The organism is Streptomyces sp. PTL18 (assembly GCF_059510295.1).
On the sequence record NZ_JCAJZO010000004.1, the window covers coordinates 314,780 to 330,514 of the forward strand.

Below are 15,735 nucleotides of genomic sequence, written 5' to 3' on the forward strand. Positions count from 1 at the left end.
CCGCTTCCATGGCGACCATCCGCAAGACCCTGGTCATCGGGGCCGGCATCGGCGGGCTCACCACGGCGGCGGGCCTGCTGCGTCAGGGCATCGAATGCGAGGTCTTCGAGGCGCGTCCCACTCCGGGACGGCTGCTGACGGGCGGCGGATTCATGCTCTGGCACAACGCCTTCCTGGCGCTGCGGCGGATCGGGCTCGACGAGGCCGTCGCCGCCGACGCGGTGCGCATGCGCTTCCACGAGTTCCGTTCCGACTCCGGACGGCGCCTGGCGCGGTGGCACCTGGACGGCCCGACGGAGCAGGCCGGCGCGCCGGCCTGTGCGCTGCGGCGGTCCGCCCTGCACACGGTGCTCACCGAGGCGGTCGGTGAGCACCGGATCCGCCTCGGCCGCCGCCTCACCGGCTACGACGAGGACACCGACGGTGTCGTCGCGCACTTCGAGGACGGGTCCACGGCCCGTGGCGACGTGCTGATTGGAGCGGACGGCCTGCGCTCCACCGTGCGCGCCGCGATGCGCGGCGGGTTCGAGCGGCCGCCGCGGTACGCCCGCTATACGGCCTGGCAGGCCATCACCCGGCTGCCCGGGGAGTCGCTGGTGCCCACCGGCACGTTCTTCAACCTGTGGGGAAAGGGCGGACTGCGGTTTCTGTACTGCCGGTTGAACGAGGACGAGGTCTACTGGGACGCGATCACCAGTGACCGCGCGGCAGCAGGTATCGACACCCTGCGACTGTCGCGGGGGGCGGCGCTGGCGGCCGCGTACCGGCACTGGCCGGACCCGGTCGGAAGGATCATCTCCTCGACCGACGAGGAGGCGATCCTGCCGGTGCCCATCCACGACCGGTCGCCGACCGGCGGGTGGAGCAAGGGCCGGGTGGTGCTCGTCGGCGACGCGGCCCATCCGATGACCCTCAACCTCAGCCAGGGCGCGGGCCAAGCCATCGAGAGCGGTGTGGTGCTCGCCGACAGGCTGGGTCGCTGCGAGCCGGACGCCGTGCCCGCCACGCTGCGTGCGTTCGAGTCCGCGCGTCGCGCGCGGGCCGCGGACATGGTGACGACCTCGTGGCGCATCGGCACGCTGGGGCTCGCGCACAGCGGTCCGCTGTGCCGGCTGCGCGACATGTTCATGTACGCCTTCTTCGACTCGGTCGCGCGTGACCAGAGCTACTCGCTGATGCTGGACGACCGGCTGGAGCGGGCCCCCCTGCAGGCGGCCGAGCCGCTCGGCCACCGGGCGGGGTGAGCCCACCCGTGCTGATCGCCCCTCTGGCCGTCGTCTTCGTCCTGTGTACGGGCGTCCTCGCGGGCGCCTTGATCGCGGTGGAGCGCGCCATCGTCCCCATGCTGCTGCGGCTGCCGCGGCAGACATGGTCCGACGTACACCGGTTGCTGGACCCCGGCTTCGACCCGCTGATGCCGACCGTCAACAAGGTGGCCCTGGCCACCGGCCTCGGCCTCGCCGTGCTGGCTCCCGGTGCCGCCGCGAAGGCCGCCTTCGCGGCGGCACTGTCCGGGGTGGTGGGCGTCGCCCTGGTGTCCGAGCTGCGCAATGTCCGGATGAACCGGCGGATCGACAGCTGGGCCGCGGACGGGGAGATCCCCGACGACTGGGACGCTCTGCGCGCCAGATGGGCGCGCGCCAACCTGCTGCGGACCGTCTTCGCCGGCCTGGCGTTCTGCGTCGCGCTCGGCGGCTGCCTGCTGGTGTGGGCCTGAGCGGACCTGTACGCCGCCTCCCCGTCCCTTACCTGCATTTCGTTTCCGTACTCCGTCCCCTGACGGACGAGTACCCGTTCCCGATGTAAGGAGCTGATCCGGTGAATCCGGCACACGTGGAGCGCGAACCGAGCGCGTACGCCCCCGAGGTGGCCGGGCAGACGCCCGAGCCCGCGGAGTTCGCGGGCCGGGTCGCCCTGGTCACCGGTGCCGCCCGCGGCATCGGCGCGGCCACCGCGCGCATCCTGGCGGCCCGGGGGGCCCGCGTCGCGGTCAATTACCACAACAGCGCCGACCGGGCCGAGGAGCTCGTGGCCGAGATCCGCCGGTGCGGCGGGAAGGCGGTGGCCGTCCAGGGCGACGTCACGGACCCCGACGGGGTCTCCGCTCTGGTCGAGGGCGTCAGAACCGAACTGGGCCCGATCGACGTCCTGGTGCTCAACGCCGCCGGTCTGGGCGCCCACGAGGCGCGCATCGCCCCCGCGGCGGACCTAGCGTGGGAGGACCTTGAGCACGTGGTGAACCAGCAGCTCAAGGCGCTGTTCCTGACCGTGCACGCGGTGCTTGGCGACATGACCGCCCGGGGCGGCGGCTCGGTGGTGGCGGTCGGGGCGGCGCTCGCCCGCCGGCCGGCGCCGCGGTTCCTCCCGCTGACCGTGGCCAAGGCCGGGGTCGAGGCCGCGGTGCGCACCCTGGCCCTGGAGGCGGGCCCGCACGGGGTGCGGGTCAACGCGGTGGAGCCGAACCTCATCCTCACCGAACTCGCCCGTTTCATCCCCGAGGAGCAGCGCCGGGCCGCCGCCGAGCGCGCGGCGCTGCGGCGCAACGGCACTCCGGAGGACATCGCCGAGGTCATCGCGTTCCTCGCCTCGGAGCGCGCCTCGTACCTCACGGGCACTTGCCTGGTCGCCGACGGCGGCACGGCGCTCGCCTGACCCGTGACCGGGCGACGCCCGCCGCCATCGGGTTTTCCCCGTCTTTATCACCGCCTTTGCAGCCGCTGATTGCCTGTCACCAGGGGTGCCGTCCGCCATCGGGCGACCCGAGCGAAAGGAATGAACCTTGTCGAAGACCGAACGGAAGGTCGTCAGCCGGGACGACGTCGAGCCCGTCTGCTGGTTCGGTGAGGAAGGCCGGTTCCTGTTGCGCAAGGAGGACACCGGCGGCCTGTACAGCTTCTACCAGATCACCACGCAGCCGGGCAGCGGTCCGCCACTGCACGTCCACGAGACCGCCGACGAGGCGTTCTTCGTCAACAAGGGCACGTACGAGTTCGAGGTCGGCGGCGTCACCGAGACCATCGGCGAGGGCACCGTGATCTACGGCCCGCGCGGTGTGCCGCACCGCTTCCTCAACGTCGGTGACGAGCCGGGCCAGCTGCTGGTCATCGCGACGCCCGGTGGCGTGGAGAATTTCTTCATCGGGCTGTCCGAGCTCGTCTCCGGCCGCGGCATGCCGGACTGGGAAAAGATGCAGCAGCTCGCCACCGAGAACGAGATGCGCGGATTCATGCCGAAGCCGGGCGCCCGCGGCGACCTCGGCGGCCCGCCGGCCGGGCTGCACGGCCGCCCCAGTGCTCCGGCCGGCGCGCCGTCCCGCGGCTGACCCGCCCGGGTCTGCAAGGTCCGAGCCCGCCGCCTTCCGCCACCGGCCGTCCGTACACCCGCCGCGTGGCCAGGAGTACCCCGGCCGGGGCAGCGCGCCGTTCCGCGCTGCCCCGGCCGACCCCGTTCCGCTCCGGCGCACTTCAGGCGCCGCCACTCGCTTACCGTCCGACCAGGAGGACACCATGCCCGGACACCCCTCCGGCAACCGCGCCGGCCTGCGGCTCGCCGCGCCACCTCGACACGACGTGATCATTCTGGGTTCCGGCATCGCCGGGTCGACCCTGGGCGCCATCCTCGCCAAGCAGGGCGTTTCCGTCCTCCTCCTGGACGGGGGCACCCATCCGCGGTTCGCGGTCGGCGAGTCGACGACGCTCTACACGCTCAAGGTCTTCCGGCTGCTCGCGCGCCGCTACGGCATCCCCGAGCTGGAGTCGCTGACCTCCACTGACGGCATCCGCGACGACATCGCGCCGACGTCGGGCACCAAGCGGCACTTCGGCTTCATCCGGCACGAGGAGGGCAAGGAGCCCGACGCGGCCGAGTTCCTGCAGTTCAGTCCCCCGTCCAAGGCCCTGCAGACCGGCCATCTGTTCCGCCAGGACACCGACGCGTACCTCTTCCACGCCGCCATCCGCTACGGCTGCGACGTCCGGCAGGCGTTCCAGGTCGAGGACGTGGAGCTGGCCGAGGACTACATCGCCGTGGTCGGCAAGAGCGGCGAGCGGTACGAGGGCCGCTACCTGGTCGACGCCAGCGGGTTCCGGTCGCCGATCGCCAAGGAACTCGGGCTGCGCAAGCCGCCGGAGGCGCTCAAGCACCACTCCCGTTCCATGTTCACCCACATGCTGGGCGTACGGCCAACCGACGAATGCCTGCGCGTGAGGCCCGAGGACGCGCCGCCGATCCCGTGGGTGGAAGGCACCATGCACCACCTCTTCGACCGCGGCTGGTTCTGGTCGATCCCATTCAACAACGCGGCCGCGTCGAAGAACCCGCTGGTCAGCGTCGGGCTCACGCTCGACGAGCGAATGTACCCGAAGAACCACGACGTCTCCCCGGAAGAGGAGTTCCGCACCTTCGCGGCGCGCTTCCCAGCGGTGGAGCGGCTGTTCGCGGACGCCCGCACCGTACGGCCCTGGGTGTCGGCCGACAGGATCCAGTACGCGTCGACGAAGTCCGTGGGCCATCGTTGGTGCCTGATGTCGCACGCGGCCGGCTTCATCGACCCGCTGTATTCGCGCGGCCTCACCAACACCGGCGAAGTGGTCAACTCGCTCGCGTGGCGGCTGCTTGAGGCGCTCGCCGAGGACGACTTCGACGAGGAGCGTTTCCGGTACGTCGACGAGCTCCAGCAGGGGCTGATCCGGTACAACGACGAACTGGTCAACTGCTCCTTCATCTCCTTCCAGGACCACTCGCTGTGGAACGCCGTCTATCGCATCTGGTGCGCCGCCGAGGTGCCGATCAACCTGCGCTTCGACCGGTTCACCGAGCGCTTCATGGACTCCGGTGACGACGGCGTGCTCCGCGCGATGGAGAAGGCTGCCTACCCGGGTCTGCCGGTCCCCGGGTCCCCGGGCTACAAGGCGCTGTTCGACGACATGGTGCGGATCTGTGAGGCGGTCGACCGCGGCGAGCGCACCGCCGCCGACGCGGGCGCCGAGCTGCTGAAGACCGTGGTCGAGACCCCGGTGGTGCTGGACCACCTGGGGCTGCGCGACCCCGAGTGCCGGTTCGTCTACCCGATGCGCGACGATCTGCGGCGGATGGCGCAGTGGCTCCGCCACGACGGCCCCGACGAGCTGCGCTACCTCACCACGGGCGTCGACGTACACGGTGCGCCGCTGCCGGCCGAGCCCGACGCGGAGAAGGCGCTGCCGCACTGACCGAGACGCGCACCGCAGCACTGAGCGGGCGGCCCCACAACGTTGTGGGAGCCGCCCGCTCACTGCCGTGTACGGCCCGCGGGTACGCCGCGGGCCGCTCGTCAGGGCGTACGGGGGACGACGCGGAAGACGGGGCAGCGCGCCGCGGCCTCTTCGAAGTGCTCCGGGGAGCCGGACTCGACCAGCCCGTTGCGTACGAACGCGTCGACGCCGCGCGGGACCTGGCCCGGGAACTCCCGCAGTATGCGGCCCCGTTCCTCCTCGGGCAGCTCGACGAGGTCCACCCGCTGCGCCCGCCGGCCCCGGGTCAGCACCCCGTGTCCCGCGGCCCGGGCGTTCCTGACCCAGTCGGACTGCGGGTACGCCTGGAGGATGTAGCGGGTGCCGTCGACGACCACCGGGGCGACCGGATTGGTACGGGGCAGGCCGCTTTGCCGGCCGGGGACTGTGAGCAGGTGCATGGGCCCGAAGGGCAGCCCCAGCCGGTGGAAGAGGATGACGACCTTGTTGCGGACCTTATGCCGGGGGGAGAGCGAGCGCTGCGTGGTCATGCAGGTCACCTTTCGTGGACGCGTCGCGTGATGGCCCGCACTACGGACCGTGGCATGGCCCGCATGAGGGGGAGCCTGATCCGGTACGCCAGACCGGGCACCGTGGACGCCCGTCCTTCGGCCACCGCGTCCAGTCCCGCCCGGGCCACTTGATCGGCCGTCAGCCACTTTATGTTGGGCAGCGCATCGGCCGACACCCCGGCCGCCTGGTGGAAGCCGGAGCGGGTCAGACCCGTGTGCACGGTGGTGACGTTGACTCCGTGGCGGGCGACCTCCATGGCGAGGCTCTCGCCGAGCGACGACAGGAAGGCCTTGGAGGCGGCGTAGGTCGCGGAGCGCGGCTTGGGCAGGACGGCGACGAGCGAGGAGACGTTCACGATGCCGCCGGCGCCGCGGGCGATCATGCCCGGCAGGCAGGCGCGGGACAGCCGCAGGGGGACGATCGCGTTGAGCACCGCCGTGTGCAACTCGCGCTCGGCGGGCAGCTCCGCGAAGTAACCGGAGCCACTCGAACCGGCGTTGTTGACCAAGAGCTCCACGGGCCGCTCGGGATCCGTGAGCCGCTCCTCGGCCATCGCGAGCTGCTTCTCGTCGGTGAGGTCGAGCCGGAGCACCTCCACGGTCACACCGTGTGCGGACTCCAGCTCCCTCGCGAGCTGTTCGAGCAGGTGGCCCCGCCTCGCCACGAGGACGAGGTCGACACCCTCCTCGGCCAGCAGCCTGGCGAATCCCTCGCCGATCCCGCTCGACGCCCCGGTCACCATGGCCGAAGCGTACGGAAACCTCCGCATGACATTCCTCAAATCTCTTCGGAAATTCGACTGGAAACGTCCTGACACATTAGCCGCTGCCGTAGGTGATGAGCCAGCGAATGGAAAACATGGACAGCCCTGCGGGCCGGTTTATTCCGGCTTAAGCGAGGGTTCATCGGTCGATGGTGAAATACTTCCGCACGATTGGCAAGACTTCGAAAGTCCGCCACCTGTACCACGTTCCCATCCCCGTCGAAATGGCTGGTGTCGTTTCCATGAGTCCCTCCGCGCAAACGCGGGAATCACAGTCCCCGACGCCCCTCGCGCCCGGCGCCGGCACGGCCGACCGACTGCACTCCCTCACCGGCCTGCGCTGGATCGCGGCTCTCGCCGTCTTCCTCTCACACGTCGGCACCCTGCTGCCCATGCCCGACGCGAGGCCGGTACTGACCCTGGGCTCCTCTGGCGTGACGTTCTTCTTCGTCCTCTCCGGATTCGTCCTCACCTGGACGTACCTGGCAGGCGACCGGGCCGTTCCGTTCTACGGCCGCCGGTTCGCCCGTATCTGGCCGATGCTGCTGGTGGCCGTGCTGATCCCGCTCTTCCTGCAGCTTCCCGACGCGGGGCCGGGCCAGGGCGGCACCCTGAAGCTCATGGCGCTCTCCGCCGTCCTGCTGTACCAGGCGTGGGTGCCCACATACATCCTGGGCAGCACGAACCCGGTGACGTGGTCCCTCGCCTGCGAGGCGTTCTTCTACGTGGTCTTCCCGTTCGTCGCCAAGTTCACGGTGCGCCGGTCGCTGCGCTGGCTCGGCGGCGCGGCCGTGGCGCTGGTGCTGGTGGGCTGGGGCATCAAGCTGTGGCTGTGGCACGCCTACCCGCCCCAGCTGCGCCCGGTGTTCACCGGTGTGGACGGCCTGATCTTCGGCACCTACTCCCCGATCGCCCGGGTCTGGGAGTTCCTGCTCGGCGTGGTCGCGGCGACGGCCGTGCGCAAGGGCTGGCGCCTCCCGCTCAGCGTCGCCTCGGCCACCACGCTGCTGGCCGCCGGCTTCGTCGCCCTGTGGGTGCTGCGGTTCGAGACCTGGCGCATCATCGGCATATACGACGCCCTGCCCCAGGTCACCGCTCCGCTGTACGCGCTCCTAGTGGTCGCCGTGGCCCAGCGCGACCTCGCGGGTGGCCAATCGTGGCTGAAGGCGAAGCCGATGGTGGCGCTCGGCGAATGGTCGTACGCGTTCTACCTCCTGCACTTCACCGTGCTCTTCGAGATTGCCTCCAGGGTATTCGGCAGGAAGAGCATCATGGAATTCTATATGCGCCCCGCCGAGGCGAGCTGGTCGAATGCCGGTTGGGCGGCGCTCGCCCTCGTCATCAGCATTACGGTTTGCGCCCTGCTGTACCGGCTCTACGAGCGCCCCGTGGAGCATTGGCTGCGTTCCCGAATCGGCCGCCGCGACGTCCGCGTTCCGGCTCCCGGCCTTTCGGCTGCAGACGCCGGGCAGCTTCGCGACGAGAGCGGTAACGCACCGAAGAATGAGGTTCGACAGATATGACGTCGACAGCACTCGACACGGACGGGGCACTCTTTTGGCAGTCCCGTCGCACCGCGGAGCGCCCGGTGGAAGACCCGTTCGACGTGATGTTCGTCGGGTGGTCCTTCTTCCGGAGCAAGCTCCTGACCGCGGCGATGGAGCTGCGGATCTTCTCGGTACTGGGCGAAGGCACGCTCGACGCCGCCGAGTTGGCCGACCGTACGGATCTGCACCCGCGCGGCGCCCGGGACTTCCTGGACGCACTCGCCGCCGTCGGTCTCATGATTCGGGAGGACGGCCGCTACCGCAACAGCCCCGGCACCCTGCGGCACCTGCTGCCGGAGGGCGAGGAGTTCGTGGGCGGCTTTCTGCGGATGACCACCGAGCTCATGGGCCGCGACCAGGAGTCCTTCACCGGACTGCTGCGGGACGGCACCGCGCGCAACCAGGGCGCCGGCGGCGAGGTCCCGTTCACAAAGATATTCCACGACCCGGACCGGCTGCGCCAGTTCCTGTCCGCCATGGACAGCTTCAGCGGCGCCGTCGGGGTGGAGTTGGCGCGGGTCTTCGACTGGTCGCGGGTGGCGACGTTCAGCGATGTCGGCGGCGCCCGCGGCAACCTGGCGGCGCATCTCGCTGCCGCCCACCCCCAGTTGACCGGCACCGTGCTGGACCGTCCGTCCATGGCGGAGCACTTCGACCGCCTGGTGTCCGAGCGTGGGGTCGCGAACCGACTGCGCTACGTCGGCGCCGACTTCTTCGAGGTCGAACTGCCGCGTGCGGACGTCGTGATCCTCGGCAGCGTGCTGCACGACTGGCCGATGGAACAGCGCGCGATCCTGCTGCGCAAGGCGTACGACGCGGTCCATGACGGCGGCTGGGTGATCGTGTACGACACGATGCTGGACGACGAACGGCGCGACCCGGACAGCCTGATGCTCAGCCTCATCATGATGCTGCAGTCCGCTCAGGCCGCCGGCTTCTCACCTGCCGAGTGCTCAGGGTGGATGGCGGACGCGGGCTTCGCGGTCGAGCGCGTCGTACGGCTGCCCGCCCTGACGACGGCGGTGATCGGACGCAAGGTCTGACGGAAATGACGAGCACCCGCTCCCCGACCGGTGACCGGTCCTGGAGCGGGTGTTCAGCACATTTCGGCTTCCCGCCCGGGCTGCGCTGTCCCTCACGACGGCCCGGAGTCCGGCGGAAGGCCCGGCTCCGGCGAACACCCGCCAAAATCGACCGGGCTATCCTGGCGAGCGACTGCACAACCTCGGGGGAGATATATGTCCGTGCTGCCACAGTTCAGCGTTCTGGTGGTGGATTCCCATCCCATCTCACTGACGGGACTGCATACGATTCTCGACGCCTGTGCCGATCTGCGCGTGGTCGGCACAGCCCAGGACTGCGAGACGGCCGCCGCGCGGTACCGGGAGCTGCGTCCCGACGTGGTTGTCGTCAACACGCACAAAGACGCAGGCGGGGCGCTGGACATCGTGCAGGCAATGTCCAGGCCCCGGTCCCGGCTGCCTCCGGCCAACACCCTCGTCCTGGTCGACGACGTGGACGCCGCGACGGGCCAGGTGCTGCAGGCCGGCGTGCAGGGCGTGCTGTCGTGCAGATGCAGCTCCGAGGAACTCACTGCCGCGGTCCGCATCATGGCCACGGGTCGGTCCATGCTCATCCCGCGGGCCCGAAAGGAGGCCGGAGAATCTCCGCTGGAAATTCTCACGGCCCGGGAGTCCGAGGTCTTTCACCTCATGACACGTGGATACAGCAACACCGAGATTTCGGCGGAATTGGCGCTCAGCCAGAGCACCGTGAAATCCCATATTCAGAAAATAATGGAGAAATTAAAGCTTCGCAACCGCGTGCATGCTGTTATTTTCGCTTACGAAAACAACATCATCCACGCAGGCCCTTAGCGAACGGGGCCGGCCCCGGAGTCTTCCCCTCCGGGGTCCGCAGCTGGCCGAGGACCCGCTGCACGTCGAAGACATTCCGATCTTCGACGACGAGACCGTTCTCCACCCGCCACAGCTGAATTCCCTCCGAGGAGACCGCGCGTCCGGTGGGCGCCACGCCGGCGAACTCCCCCACGTGCGTTCCCCGCGTCGTGTACCAACTCGCCACCCACGGACCCTCGGCCACCTGCAGCCCGACCTCGACCGTGAGTCCGGAGAACGCCGCGCGCCGCAGCCGTACGCTCTCCTTGGGGCCTTCGGGGCCGACCGGCCTGCCGCCCAGCAGGAACTGTGGGGCGAAGATCTCATCGGCCACATCCAGTTCCCCACGGCTCCAGCCCTCGTCGAACCAGCGGCGGGCGAGCGCCTTGTTGGCCTCCTGGGCGCTCGTTCGGCCGTCCTGGGCCGCGGCCGTCATCGGACCGTCTTCCCGGGACGGGAGGCCGGCGCGGCACCCGCGGCGCGCAGCGCCTCCAGGCTCTCCCGGCCGATGGTGTTCAGCGCCGGAACGGGGGACCGCGCGGCCCATTGCAGGAAATCGGCTATCTGGTCGCGGTCAGGGTGGATGAACCGCCGGCTCACGTCCTTCCAGCCGAATCCCGCGTGCACCGCGTCGGATTCGTTGATCAGTCCGAGAATGATGTCCGCCGCCCGGTCGCCGTCGATCTCCTTCGCCTCGTACTGCGCGCAGGCCTTCGCCGTTCCGTCGAGGAGGGCCTTGAAATCGTCGTTGTCGGGCCACCAGAGGCCGGTGTGCGGAACCTTCTCCAAGGCGTCGAACACGCTCGCGTCGCGGTCGGTGCGGTACTTGCGCAGGGCGTTGTTGATCCGCAGGGTGCCGGGGGTGTTGCCGCTTCCCCAGATGCGGAATACCGCGTCCCAGAGGCGGAAGTGCGAGAAGGCGATGAACGAGCAATTGACAAGCGTGTCGTTGTAGTCGAGCAGGCCCTGCTCCAGCTCCTCGACGTAGCGGAAGCGCTCCTCGTCGAAGTCGTCGTCCGCGAGTGCGGCGAGGAGTCGCGGGGCGAGGGCGTGGATGATCTCGAACGTGTTGGACATGCCGCGCGAGTACAGCGGGTCGAGAAAGCCCGCGGCGTGCGACATCAGGCACCACCGCTGTCCCACGGTCTTGTTGGAGGAGTACTGCAGCCGGCCCGTGGACACCCACTCCCTGACCTTCCTGGCCCCCTCGAACTGCCGCTCCACCGCCGGGAACAGTCTCAGCAGCTGCGCGAACTCCTCCTCCGCGCCGACCCCCTCCGGCTTGGGGTGCAGCCGCGGGTCGAGCGTGACGCCCACGCTGCACAGCGGGTTGCGGGAAAGCTCATGGTTGTCGAAGGGGATGATCCAGAACCAGCCCCGCTCGAAGATGTGGTGCATGGTGCCGTTGTGCCAGGGCACCGGCGGCCGGCTCTTCTCGGACACGTCCAGCACGTCGTCGAACGGCTTCACGCCGATCATGTGCGTGAACAGTGACCGGGAGTGGTGCCGGAACCGGGCCGGCTGCTCGCGCAGGCCGAGGTGGTCGGCCAGCGGGGAGCGGAAGCCGCTCGCGTCCACCAGGTAGCGAGCCCGGACCACATACCCGTCGGCGCCGGTCACAGTGACGCCGTCGTCGTCGAAGTCGATCTTCTCCGCGCGCCACTGCTGGCGTGTGTCGCAACCGTGTCCGACGGCGACGCGCAGCAGGTAGGCGTCACTGTCCTGGCGGAACAGGTGGCTGGCGGACGTCAGCGCGTCGGGGATGACGAACTGGTGCGACTCATCCGGGTCGGGCTCCTGGCCCGGTCGGTGCAGCATGAAGCCGAAGTGCTGCTTGCGGCCGAAGGTGTTGCTCACCTTCTCGTTGATGGTCGTCGCGTCGGTGAGGGCCTCGAACTCGGGGATGTCGTAGCGTTCGGCGAGCACCTGGAGCCAGGAGACCAGCTGGGGAATCATGGACTCCCCCACCGCGAAGCGGGGGTGGGTGCCCGCGTCGGCGATCAGTACCTTGGCCCCGCTGCGAGCCAGTACCGCGCCCAGAGTGGATCCGGCGATTCCCGATCCCAGGATCACCACGTCGTGGCTGGGCTTCTGTGTGGACACTGTCGGTCCCCTTCGCACTCGTCCGGTCGGGCCGCCGTATTGCCGTCGACGCCCGCGGGACCAGCCTTGCGTACGCCGATGAAGCCGTGAGAAAGCGCGCGCAGGCCACCGCGCCGTGGCGCGGTGGCCTGCATCGTCAGGCGCGGCTCTGCGTGCCGGCCTGCGTGGCGGGGGCTGCGGCGTCGGACGCCGCCTCCTGCCCCCCGCACCCGGCCGCGTCGTCGTCGGCAGGGTGGGTCCTCGGGCCGGCTGCCTGTCCGGGGGTGGTAACAAGCAGCCGGCCCAAGGAGCGCGGGAACCACCAGTTGGACCGCCCGAGGAGGGTGACCAGAGCCGGGGTGAGAAGGCCCCGGACGACGGTGGCGTCGATGACGATGCCCGCGGCCAGAGCCGTGGCGAACACCTTCACGTCGGTGATCGGAATGGTGGCCAGCGCGGTGAACGCCAGGAAGAGGATGAGCGCGGCGGAGGTGACGAGCCGGCCCGTGCGGCTGATGCCGGTCACGACGGAGGGGACCACGGTGTCTCGCTCGCCCTCGGCCGTCAGGTCCAGGTGGGTCTCGCGGATGCGATGGAGGATGAACACCTCGTAGTCCATGGACAGCCCGAAGAGGAAGGCGAAGACCGCCATGGGGATCCAGATGGTCACCGCCCCGATCGCCGGGGTGTCGAACAGCGCCTCGCTGCCGTAGCCCTTCTGCCACACGAGGACGACCACACCATAAGCCGCGCAGGTGGACAGCGCGTTGAGGATGAGGGCCTTGATGGGCAGGACGACCGAACGCAGGGTTCGGGCGAGCACGACGAACGTGAGCAGGGCGACGAAGACCAGAATGAGCCCGAGGGAGCCGTAGACGGCGTCGATGAAGTCGACGTCCGTGGCGGGCCCGCCGCCGGCGAGGGCGCCGGGAGTGTCCTGGGCGAGGCTCATGACCTTGGTCACCGTGGACCGGCCGGCGCTGCTGGACGGGTCGGCCGTGGTCCACACGTCGATGACGCGCTGTCCGCCGCGCGCCCAGTCGGCCGGGGCCGCGGAACCCGCGACACCTTCGATCCCGGCGAGTTTCGCGTGCAGGGAGTCGCCGCCGCCCGCGGGCACGATGACCTCAAGGGGGCGGGCGATGCCCTCGCCGAAGCCCGCGTCGACGATCCGCTGGAACGCGGCGGCGGGCTTGCCACCCTGGGCGAGGGTCACGGTGGCCGGCTGCCCCAGGCGCAGGGCGAGGACGGGCGCGGCCAGGCACAGCAGCACGGCGCCGCTGAGCACGGCGCACAGCGCCGGGCGGCGGGTGGTGAGTCCGGCGATCCGGCCCCACAGCTTGCTGTCCGGGCGGTGGGCCCGGCGCGGCCGGTCGAGCTTGTCGCCCCAGGCATACAGCAGGACGGGCAGCAGGGTTACCGCGATGGCGACGCTGACCAGCGGGATGAGCAGACCCGCATATCCGACACTGCGCAGGAACGGGACGGGCAGGACCACGAGCGCGGCGAGGGAGATCGCCACCGTGGCGCCGCTGAGCGCGACCGCGTGACCGGCGCTGGCGACGGCCCGTACGACTGCCTCGCGGCGCTCGGCGGGGTCGGCACCGTCGGATCCGGGCTTGTGCCGCTCCTCGCGCCAGCGGGTGACGATGAGGAGCGCGTAGTCGATCGCGATGCCGAGGCCGATGAGCGCCACCAGGAACTGGACGATGAAGGAGACGTCGGTGATCCCGGTGATGCCGCGCACCAGCAGGAACGTGGTGGGGATGGCGACCATGGCCATCAGCAGGGGCACGATGGCGAGGCCGCTGGCGAAGACGAGGGCCAGGACGACCAGGGCGCCGAGGGCTCCGATCAGGGTCTCGTAGATCGGGCTGCGCGCGGCTCCGCTGTCACGGCCGGAGAGGACCGGCTGACCGGTCAGCTCGACCGGGGCGCCGGCGATCTTCGCGTGCTCGACCACCGCCTTGATGCCCGGGAGGGACTGGGCGTAGGGGACGTTGGAGCGGTTGGCCGGCGGGTAGACCAGAGCGACGGTGGTGCGCTTGTCCCGGGAGACCAGGGACTCGCCGCCGGGGTCCGCGTAGGAGACGTCGCGGCCGCCCTTCGGGGTGACCTTGGCCATCAGGTCGCCCCACTGCTTGCGTACGCCGTCGTCGTCGACGGTCGTGCCCTTGGGCACCGTCACCACGAGCAGGAGGGGCGCGTTCTTGCCGCCGGTCTGCGCGAAGCGCTGGGCCAGGGCGTCGTTCGCCGCCTGTGACTGCTTGTCAGGGAGCCGGGACTCGTACGAGAGCTTGTCGATGGTGCTGCCGGACAGGGCCCCTCCGGCCAAGGTGAGCACCACCCAGACCAGGACGACAGGCAGCCGATGGGCGAGCACCCATCGCGTCATGCGCTCCAAGGTAACCCCTCATGTAGGGACGCTACTGTGTAGCCACGCTACGTATGTCGGTGGACAAGTTAGCCCGGTGATCGCGATGACGCAACAGCAAAGTCGCTGCAGCACCGGTGAATTGACGTGGAGTGATGCGTTCCGGAAACGCGGAGAGCCCTCGGCGAGCGCATCCCGGGAAAGGAATGTCGCCCGTCGAGGGCTCTCTCTTCGCGGCCCGCTCGTGGGCGGACCGCGCAGCCGGCGGTTGCCGGTGCCGAACAGGGTGGGCGCTACCGGGAGTCGGTCCCGCGCAGGACGGCGAGGAAGCGCTTCAGAGCCGTGCCGAAGTACGCACCGGCCAGGAGCGTCAGAGTCGCGGGGATGGCGACCATCGGCCAGTCCAGGGACTCCGGATGGCTCAGGCCGCGGTTGAGCAGGAGCAGGATCAACGCCCCCAGCACGCAGAGCAGTCCGATGAGGGCCGCGAGGGTGCCGGTGGTGACCATCTCGTCGCGCCGGACGGCCGCCGCGGCGATGCCGGTGCCCTTCCGGAGCCCGGAGAACGCGCCCGCCAGGGACAGCACGCAGCCGAAGCCCACGATCGACAGCCCCGTCAGCAGCAGCGGCGGGTGGTACGGCCATGGCCCGGCCGGGCCATGGAGCAGCGCGGATGCCCAGGTCGCCGCGAGCAGCGGCAGAGCGCAGAGCGCCTGCAGGGACAGCCGGTTCGCGCTGAGGCGCAGCGTGGCGTCGTTATAGGCGCGGGCGACCTCCGACGGGGGACCCCACTCCAGGACGGCGCGGTGCGCCGCTTCCTCGATGTCGGTGCAGTCGTCCAGATTGCACTCCGCCGCGCACTGGAGGCCGTCCAACACCTCGTCGAGGATGGCCGAACGGCGCGAGTCCGGTCCGACCAGGTGCTCGGCCAGGTGGTCGGTGTAGCGCTGCAGTACGGCCGTCACGCCTGCCCGCCAAGGACGACCGAGATGAGGGAGGAGACCTCCTGCCACGCCGTCCGCTTGTCGGCCAGGGCCCGGCGACCGGCCGTGGTGAGGAAGTAGTTACGGCGGCGGCGGCCGTTGTGGGTGATCCACTCGCTGCCGACCAGTCCCGCGGCCTCAAGCCGGTGCAGAGCCGGATAGACAGTCCCGGTGGGGAGGTTGATGGCATCGCCGCTGCGCCGCCTGAGTTCTTCGATGACGGCATAGCCGTGCTGTGCGCCGGGTTCGAGCACCGACAGCAGCATGCCTTCCAGATTGCCTCGCAGGTTCTCAGCCTTCACGTT

Annotated in this window: 15 protein-coding genes; 8 read left to right on the forward strand and 7 right to left on the reverse strand. The window is 70.0% G+C overall.

Annotated features, from left to right (window positions below; translation table 11 throughout):
• Positions 1–8 precede the first annotated feature (8 nt).
• From AC5WS8_RS10480 to AC5WS8_RS10500, 5 genes are all read left to right on the forward strand, one after another.
• Positions 9–1,244 carry an FAD-dependent monooxygenase gene (locus AC5WS8_RS10480; protein ID WP_496103043.1) on the forward strand — a complete coding sequence of 412 codons (1,236 nt, stop codon included), beginning with the start codon at positions 9–11 and terminating at the stop codon, positions 1,242–1,244.
• A gap of 8 nt (positions 1,245–1,252) precedes the next feature.
• Positions 1,253–1,717, forward strand: a complete 465-nt coding sequence (locus AC5WS8_RS10485) for an anthrone oxygenase family protein (RefSeq protein WP_496103044.1) — start codon at positions 1,253–1,255, stop codon at positions 1,715–1,717.
• A 101-nt stretch (positions 1,718–1,818) separates the two neighbouring features.
• The gene (locus tag AC5WS8_RS10490) at positions 1,819–2,652 is read left to right on the forward strand and encodes an SDR family NAD(P)-dependent oxidoreductase (RefSeq protein WP_496103045.1); all 834 of its coding nucleotides are present in this window, start codon (positions 1,819–1,821) and stop codon (positions 2,650–2,652) included.
• Between the two features lie 127 nt (positions 2,653–2,779).
• Positions 2,780–3,322 carry a cupin domain-containing protein gene (locus AC5WS8_RS10495; protein ID WP_496103046.1) on the forward strand — a complete coding sequence of 181 codons (543 nt, stop codon included), beginning with the start codon at positions 2,780–2,782 and terminating at the stop codon, positions 3,320–3,322.
• Positions 3,323–3,506: 184 nt separating this feature from the next.
• Positions 3,507–5,210 (forward strand): NAD(P)/FAD-dependent oxidoreductase, encoded by a 1,704-nt coding sequence (locus tag AC5WS8_RS10500; protein WP_496103047.1) that lies wholly within the window; start codon positions 3,507–3,509, stop codon positions 5,208–5,210.
• Positions 5,211–5,311: 101 nt separating this feature from the next.
• On the opposite strand, the gene AC5WS8_RS10505 is transcribed toward AC5WS8_RS10500, so the two are convergent.
• Positions 5,312–5,761: a nitroreductase/quinone reductase family protein gene (locus AC5WS8_RS10505; protein ID WP_496103048.1), complete on the reverse strand. Its 450-nt coding sequence runs from the start codon at positions 5,759–5,761 to the stop codon at positions 5,312–5,314.
• Between the two features lie 5 nt (positions 5,762–5,766).
• Entirely contained in the window at positions 5,767–6,525 is a 759-nt protein-coding gene (locus tag AC5WS8_RS10510; protein ID WP_496103049.1) for an SDR family NAD(P)-dependent oxidoreductase, read from the reverse strand.
• Between the two features lie 263 nt (positions 6,526–6,788).
• On the opposite strand from AC5WS8_RS10510, the gene AC5WS8_RS10515 reads away from it, so the two are divergent.
• The 3 genes from AC5WS8_RS10515 to AC5WS8_RS10525 all read left to right on the forward strand — a co-directional run bounded on the left by AC5WS8_RS10515 (position 6,789) and on the right by AC5WS8_RS10525 (position 9,970).
• Positions 6,789–8,069, forward strand: coding sequence for an acyltransferase family protein (locus tag AC5WS8_RS10515; RefSeq protein ID WP_496103050.1), 1,281 nt, complete (start codon positions 6,789–6,791; stop codon positions 8,067–8,069).
• On the forward strand, positions 8,066–9,136 hold the full coding sequence (locus AC5WS8_RS10520) for a methyltransferase (RefSeq protein WP_496103051.1): 1,071 nt from the start codon (positions 8,066–8,068) through the stop codon (positions 9,134–9,136). Before AC5WS8_RS10515 ends, AC5WS8_RS10520 begins: the two co-directional genes overlap by 4 nt.
• 201 nt (positions 9,137–9,337) lie before the next feature.
• Entirely contained in the window at positions 9,338–9,970 is a 633-nt protein-coding gene (locus AC5WS8_RS10525) for a response regulator transcription factor (protein ID WP_496103052.1), read from the forward strand.
• On the opposite strand, the gene AC5WS8_RS10530 is transcribed toward AC5WS8_RS10525, so the two are convergent.
• The 5 genes from AC5WS8_RS10530 to AC5WS8_RS10550 form a co-directional block, all read right to left on the reverse strand.
• A complete protein-coding gene (locus tag AC5WS8_RS10530; protein WP_496103053.1) occupies positions 9,951–10,427 on the reverse strand; it encodes an ester cyclase in 477 nt (158 codons plus the stop codon). The two genes, AC5WS8_RS10525 and AC5WS8_RS10530, sit on opposite strands and share 20 nt — an antisense overlap.
• Positions 10,424–12,094: an NAD(P)/FAD-dependent oxidoreductase gene (locus AC5WS8_RS10535; RefSeq protein WP_496103054.1), complete on the reverse strand. Its 1,671-nt coding sequence runs from the start codon at positions 12,092–12,094 to the stop codon at positions 10,424–10,426. Before AC5WS8_RS10535 ends, AC5WS8_RS10530 begins: the two co-directional genes overlap by 4 nt.
• Before the next feature lie 136 nt (positions 12,095–12,230).
• Positions 12,231–14,468: an MMPL family transporter gene (locus tag AC5WS8_RS10540; protein ID WP_496103055.1), complete on the reverse strand. Its 2,238-nt coding sequence runs from the start codon at positions 14,466–14,468 to the stop codon at positions 12,231–12,233.
• 272 nt (positions 14,469–14,740) lie between these two features.
• Positions 14,741–15,412, reverse strand: a complete 672-nt coding sequence (locus tag AC5WS8_RS10545; RefSeq protein WP_496103056.1) for a hypothetical protein — start codon at positions 15,410–15,412, stop codon at positions 14,741–14,743.
• Entirely contained in the window at positions 15,409–15,732 is a 324-nt protein-coding gene (locus AC5WS8_RS10550) for a PadR family transcriptional regulator (protein ID WP_468570199.1), read from the reverse strand. Before AC5WS8_RS10550 ends, AC5WS8_RS10545 begins: the two co-directional genes overlap by 4 nt.
• Between the last annotated feature and the right edge of the window lie 3 nt (positions 15,733–15,735).

Bases quoted from the DNA above. Each gene is read 5' to 3' on its own strand.
- AC5WS8_RS10480 (WP_496103043.1), top strand. From the start codon at position 9: ATGGCGACCATCCGCAAGACCCTGGTCATCGGGGCCGGCATCGGCGGG.
- AC5WS8_RS10500 (WP_496103047.1), top strand. From the start codon at position 3,507: ATGCCCGGACACCCCTCCGGCAACCGCGCCGGCCTGCGGCTCGCCGCG.
- AC5WS8_RS10505 (WP_496103048.1), bottom strand. From the start codon at position 5,761: ATGACCACGCAGCGCTCGCTCTCCCCCCGGCATAAGGTCCGCAACAAG.
- AC5WS8_RS10510 (WP_496103049.1), bottom strand. From the start codon at position 6,525: ATGGTGACCGGGGCGTCGAGCGGGATCGGCGAGGGATTCGCCAGGCTG.
- AC5WS8_RS10515 (WP_496103050.1), top strand. From the start codon at position 6,789: ATGAGTCCCTCCGCGCAAACGCGGGAATCACAGTCCCCGACGCCCCTC.
- AC5WS8_RS10520 (WP_496103051.1), top strand. From the start codon at position 8,066: ATGACGTCGACAGCACTCGACACGGACGGGGCACTCTTTTGGCAGTCC.
- AC5WS8_RS10530 (WP_496103053.1), bottom strand. From the start codon at position 10,427: ATGACGGCCGCGGCCCAGGACGGCCGAACGAGCGCCCAGGAGGCCAAC.
- AC5WS8_RS10540 (WP_496103055.1), bottom strand. From the start codon at position 14,468: ATGACGCGATGGGTGCTCGCCCATCGGCTGCCTGTCGTCCTGGTCTGG.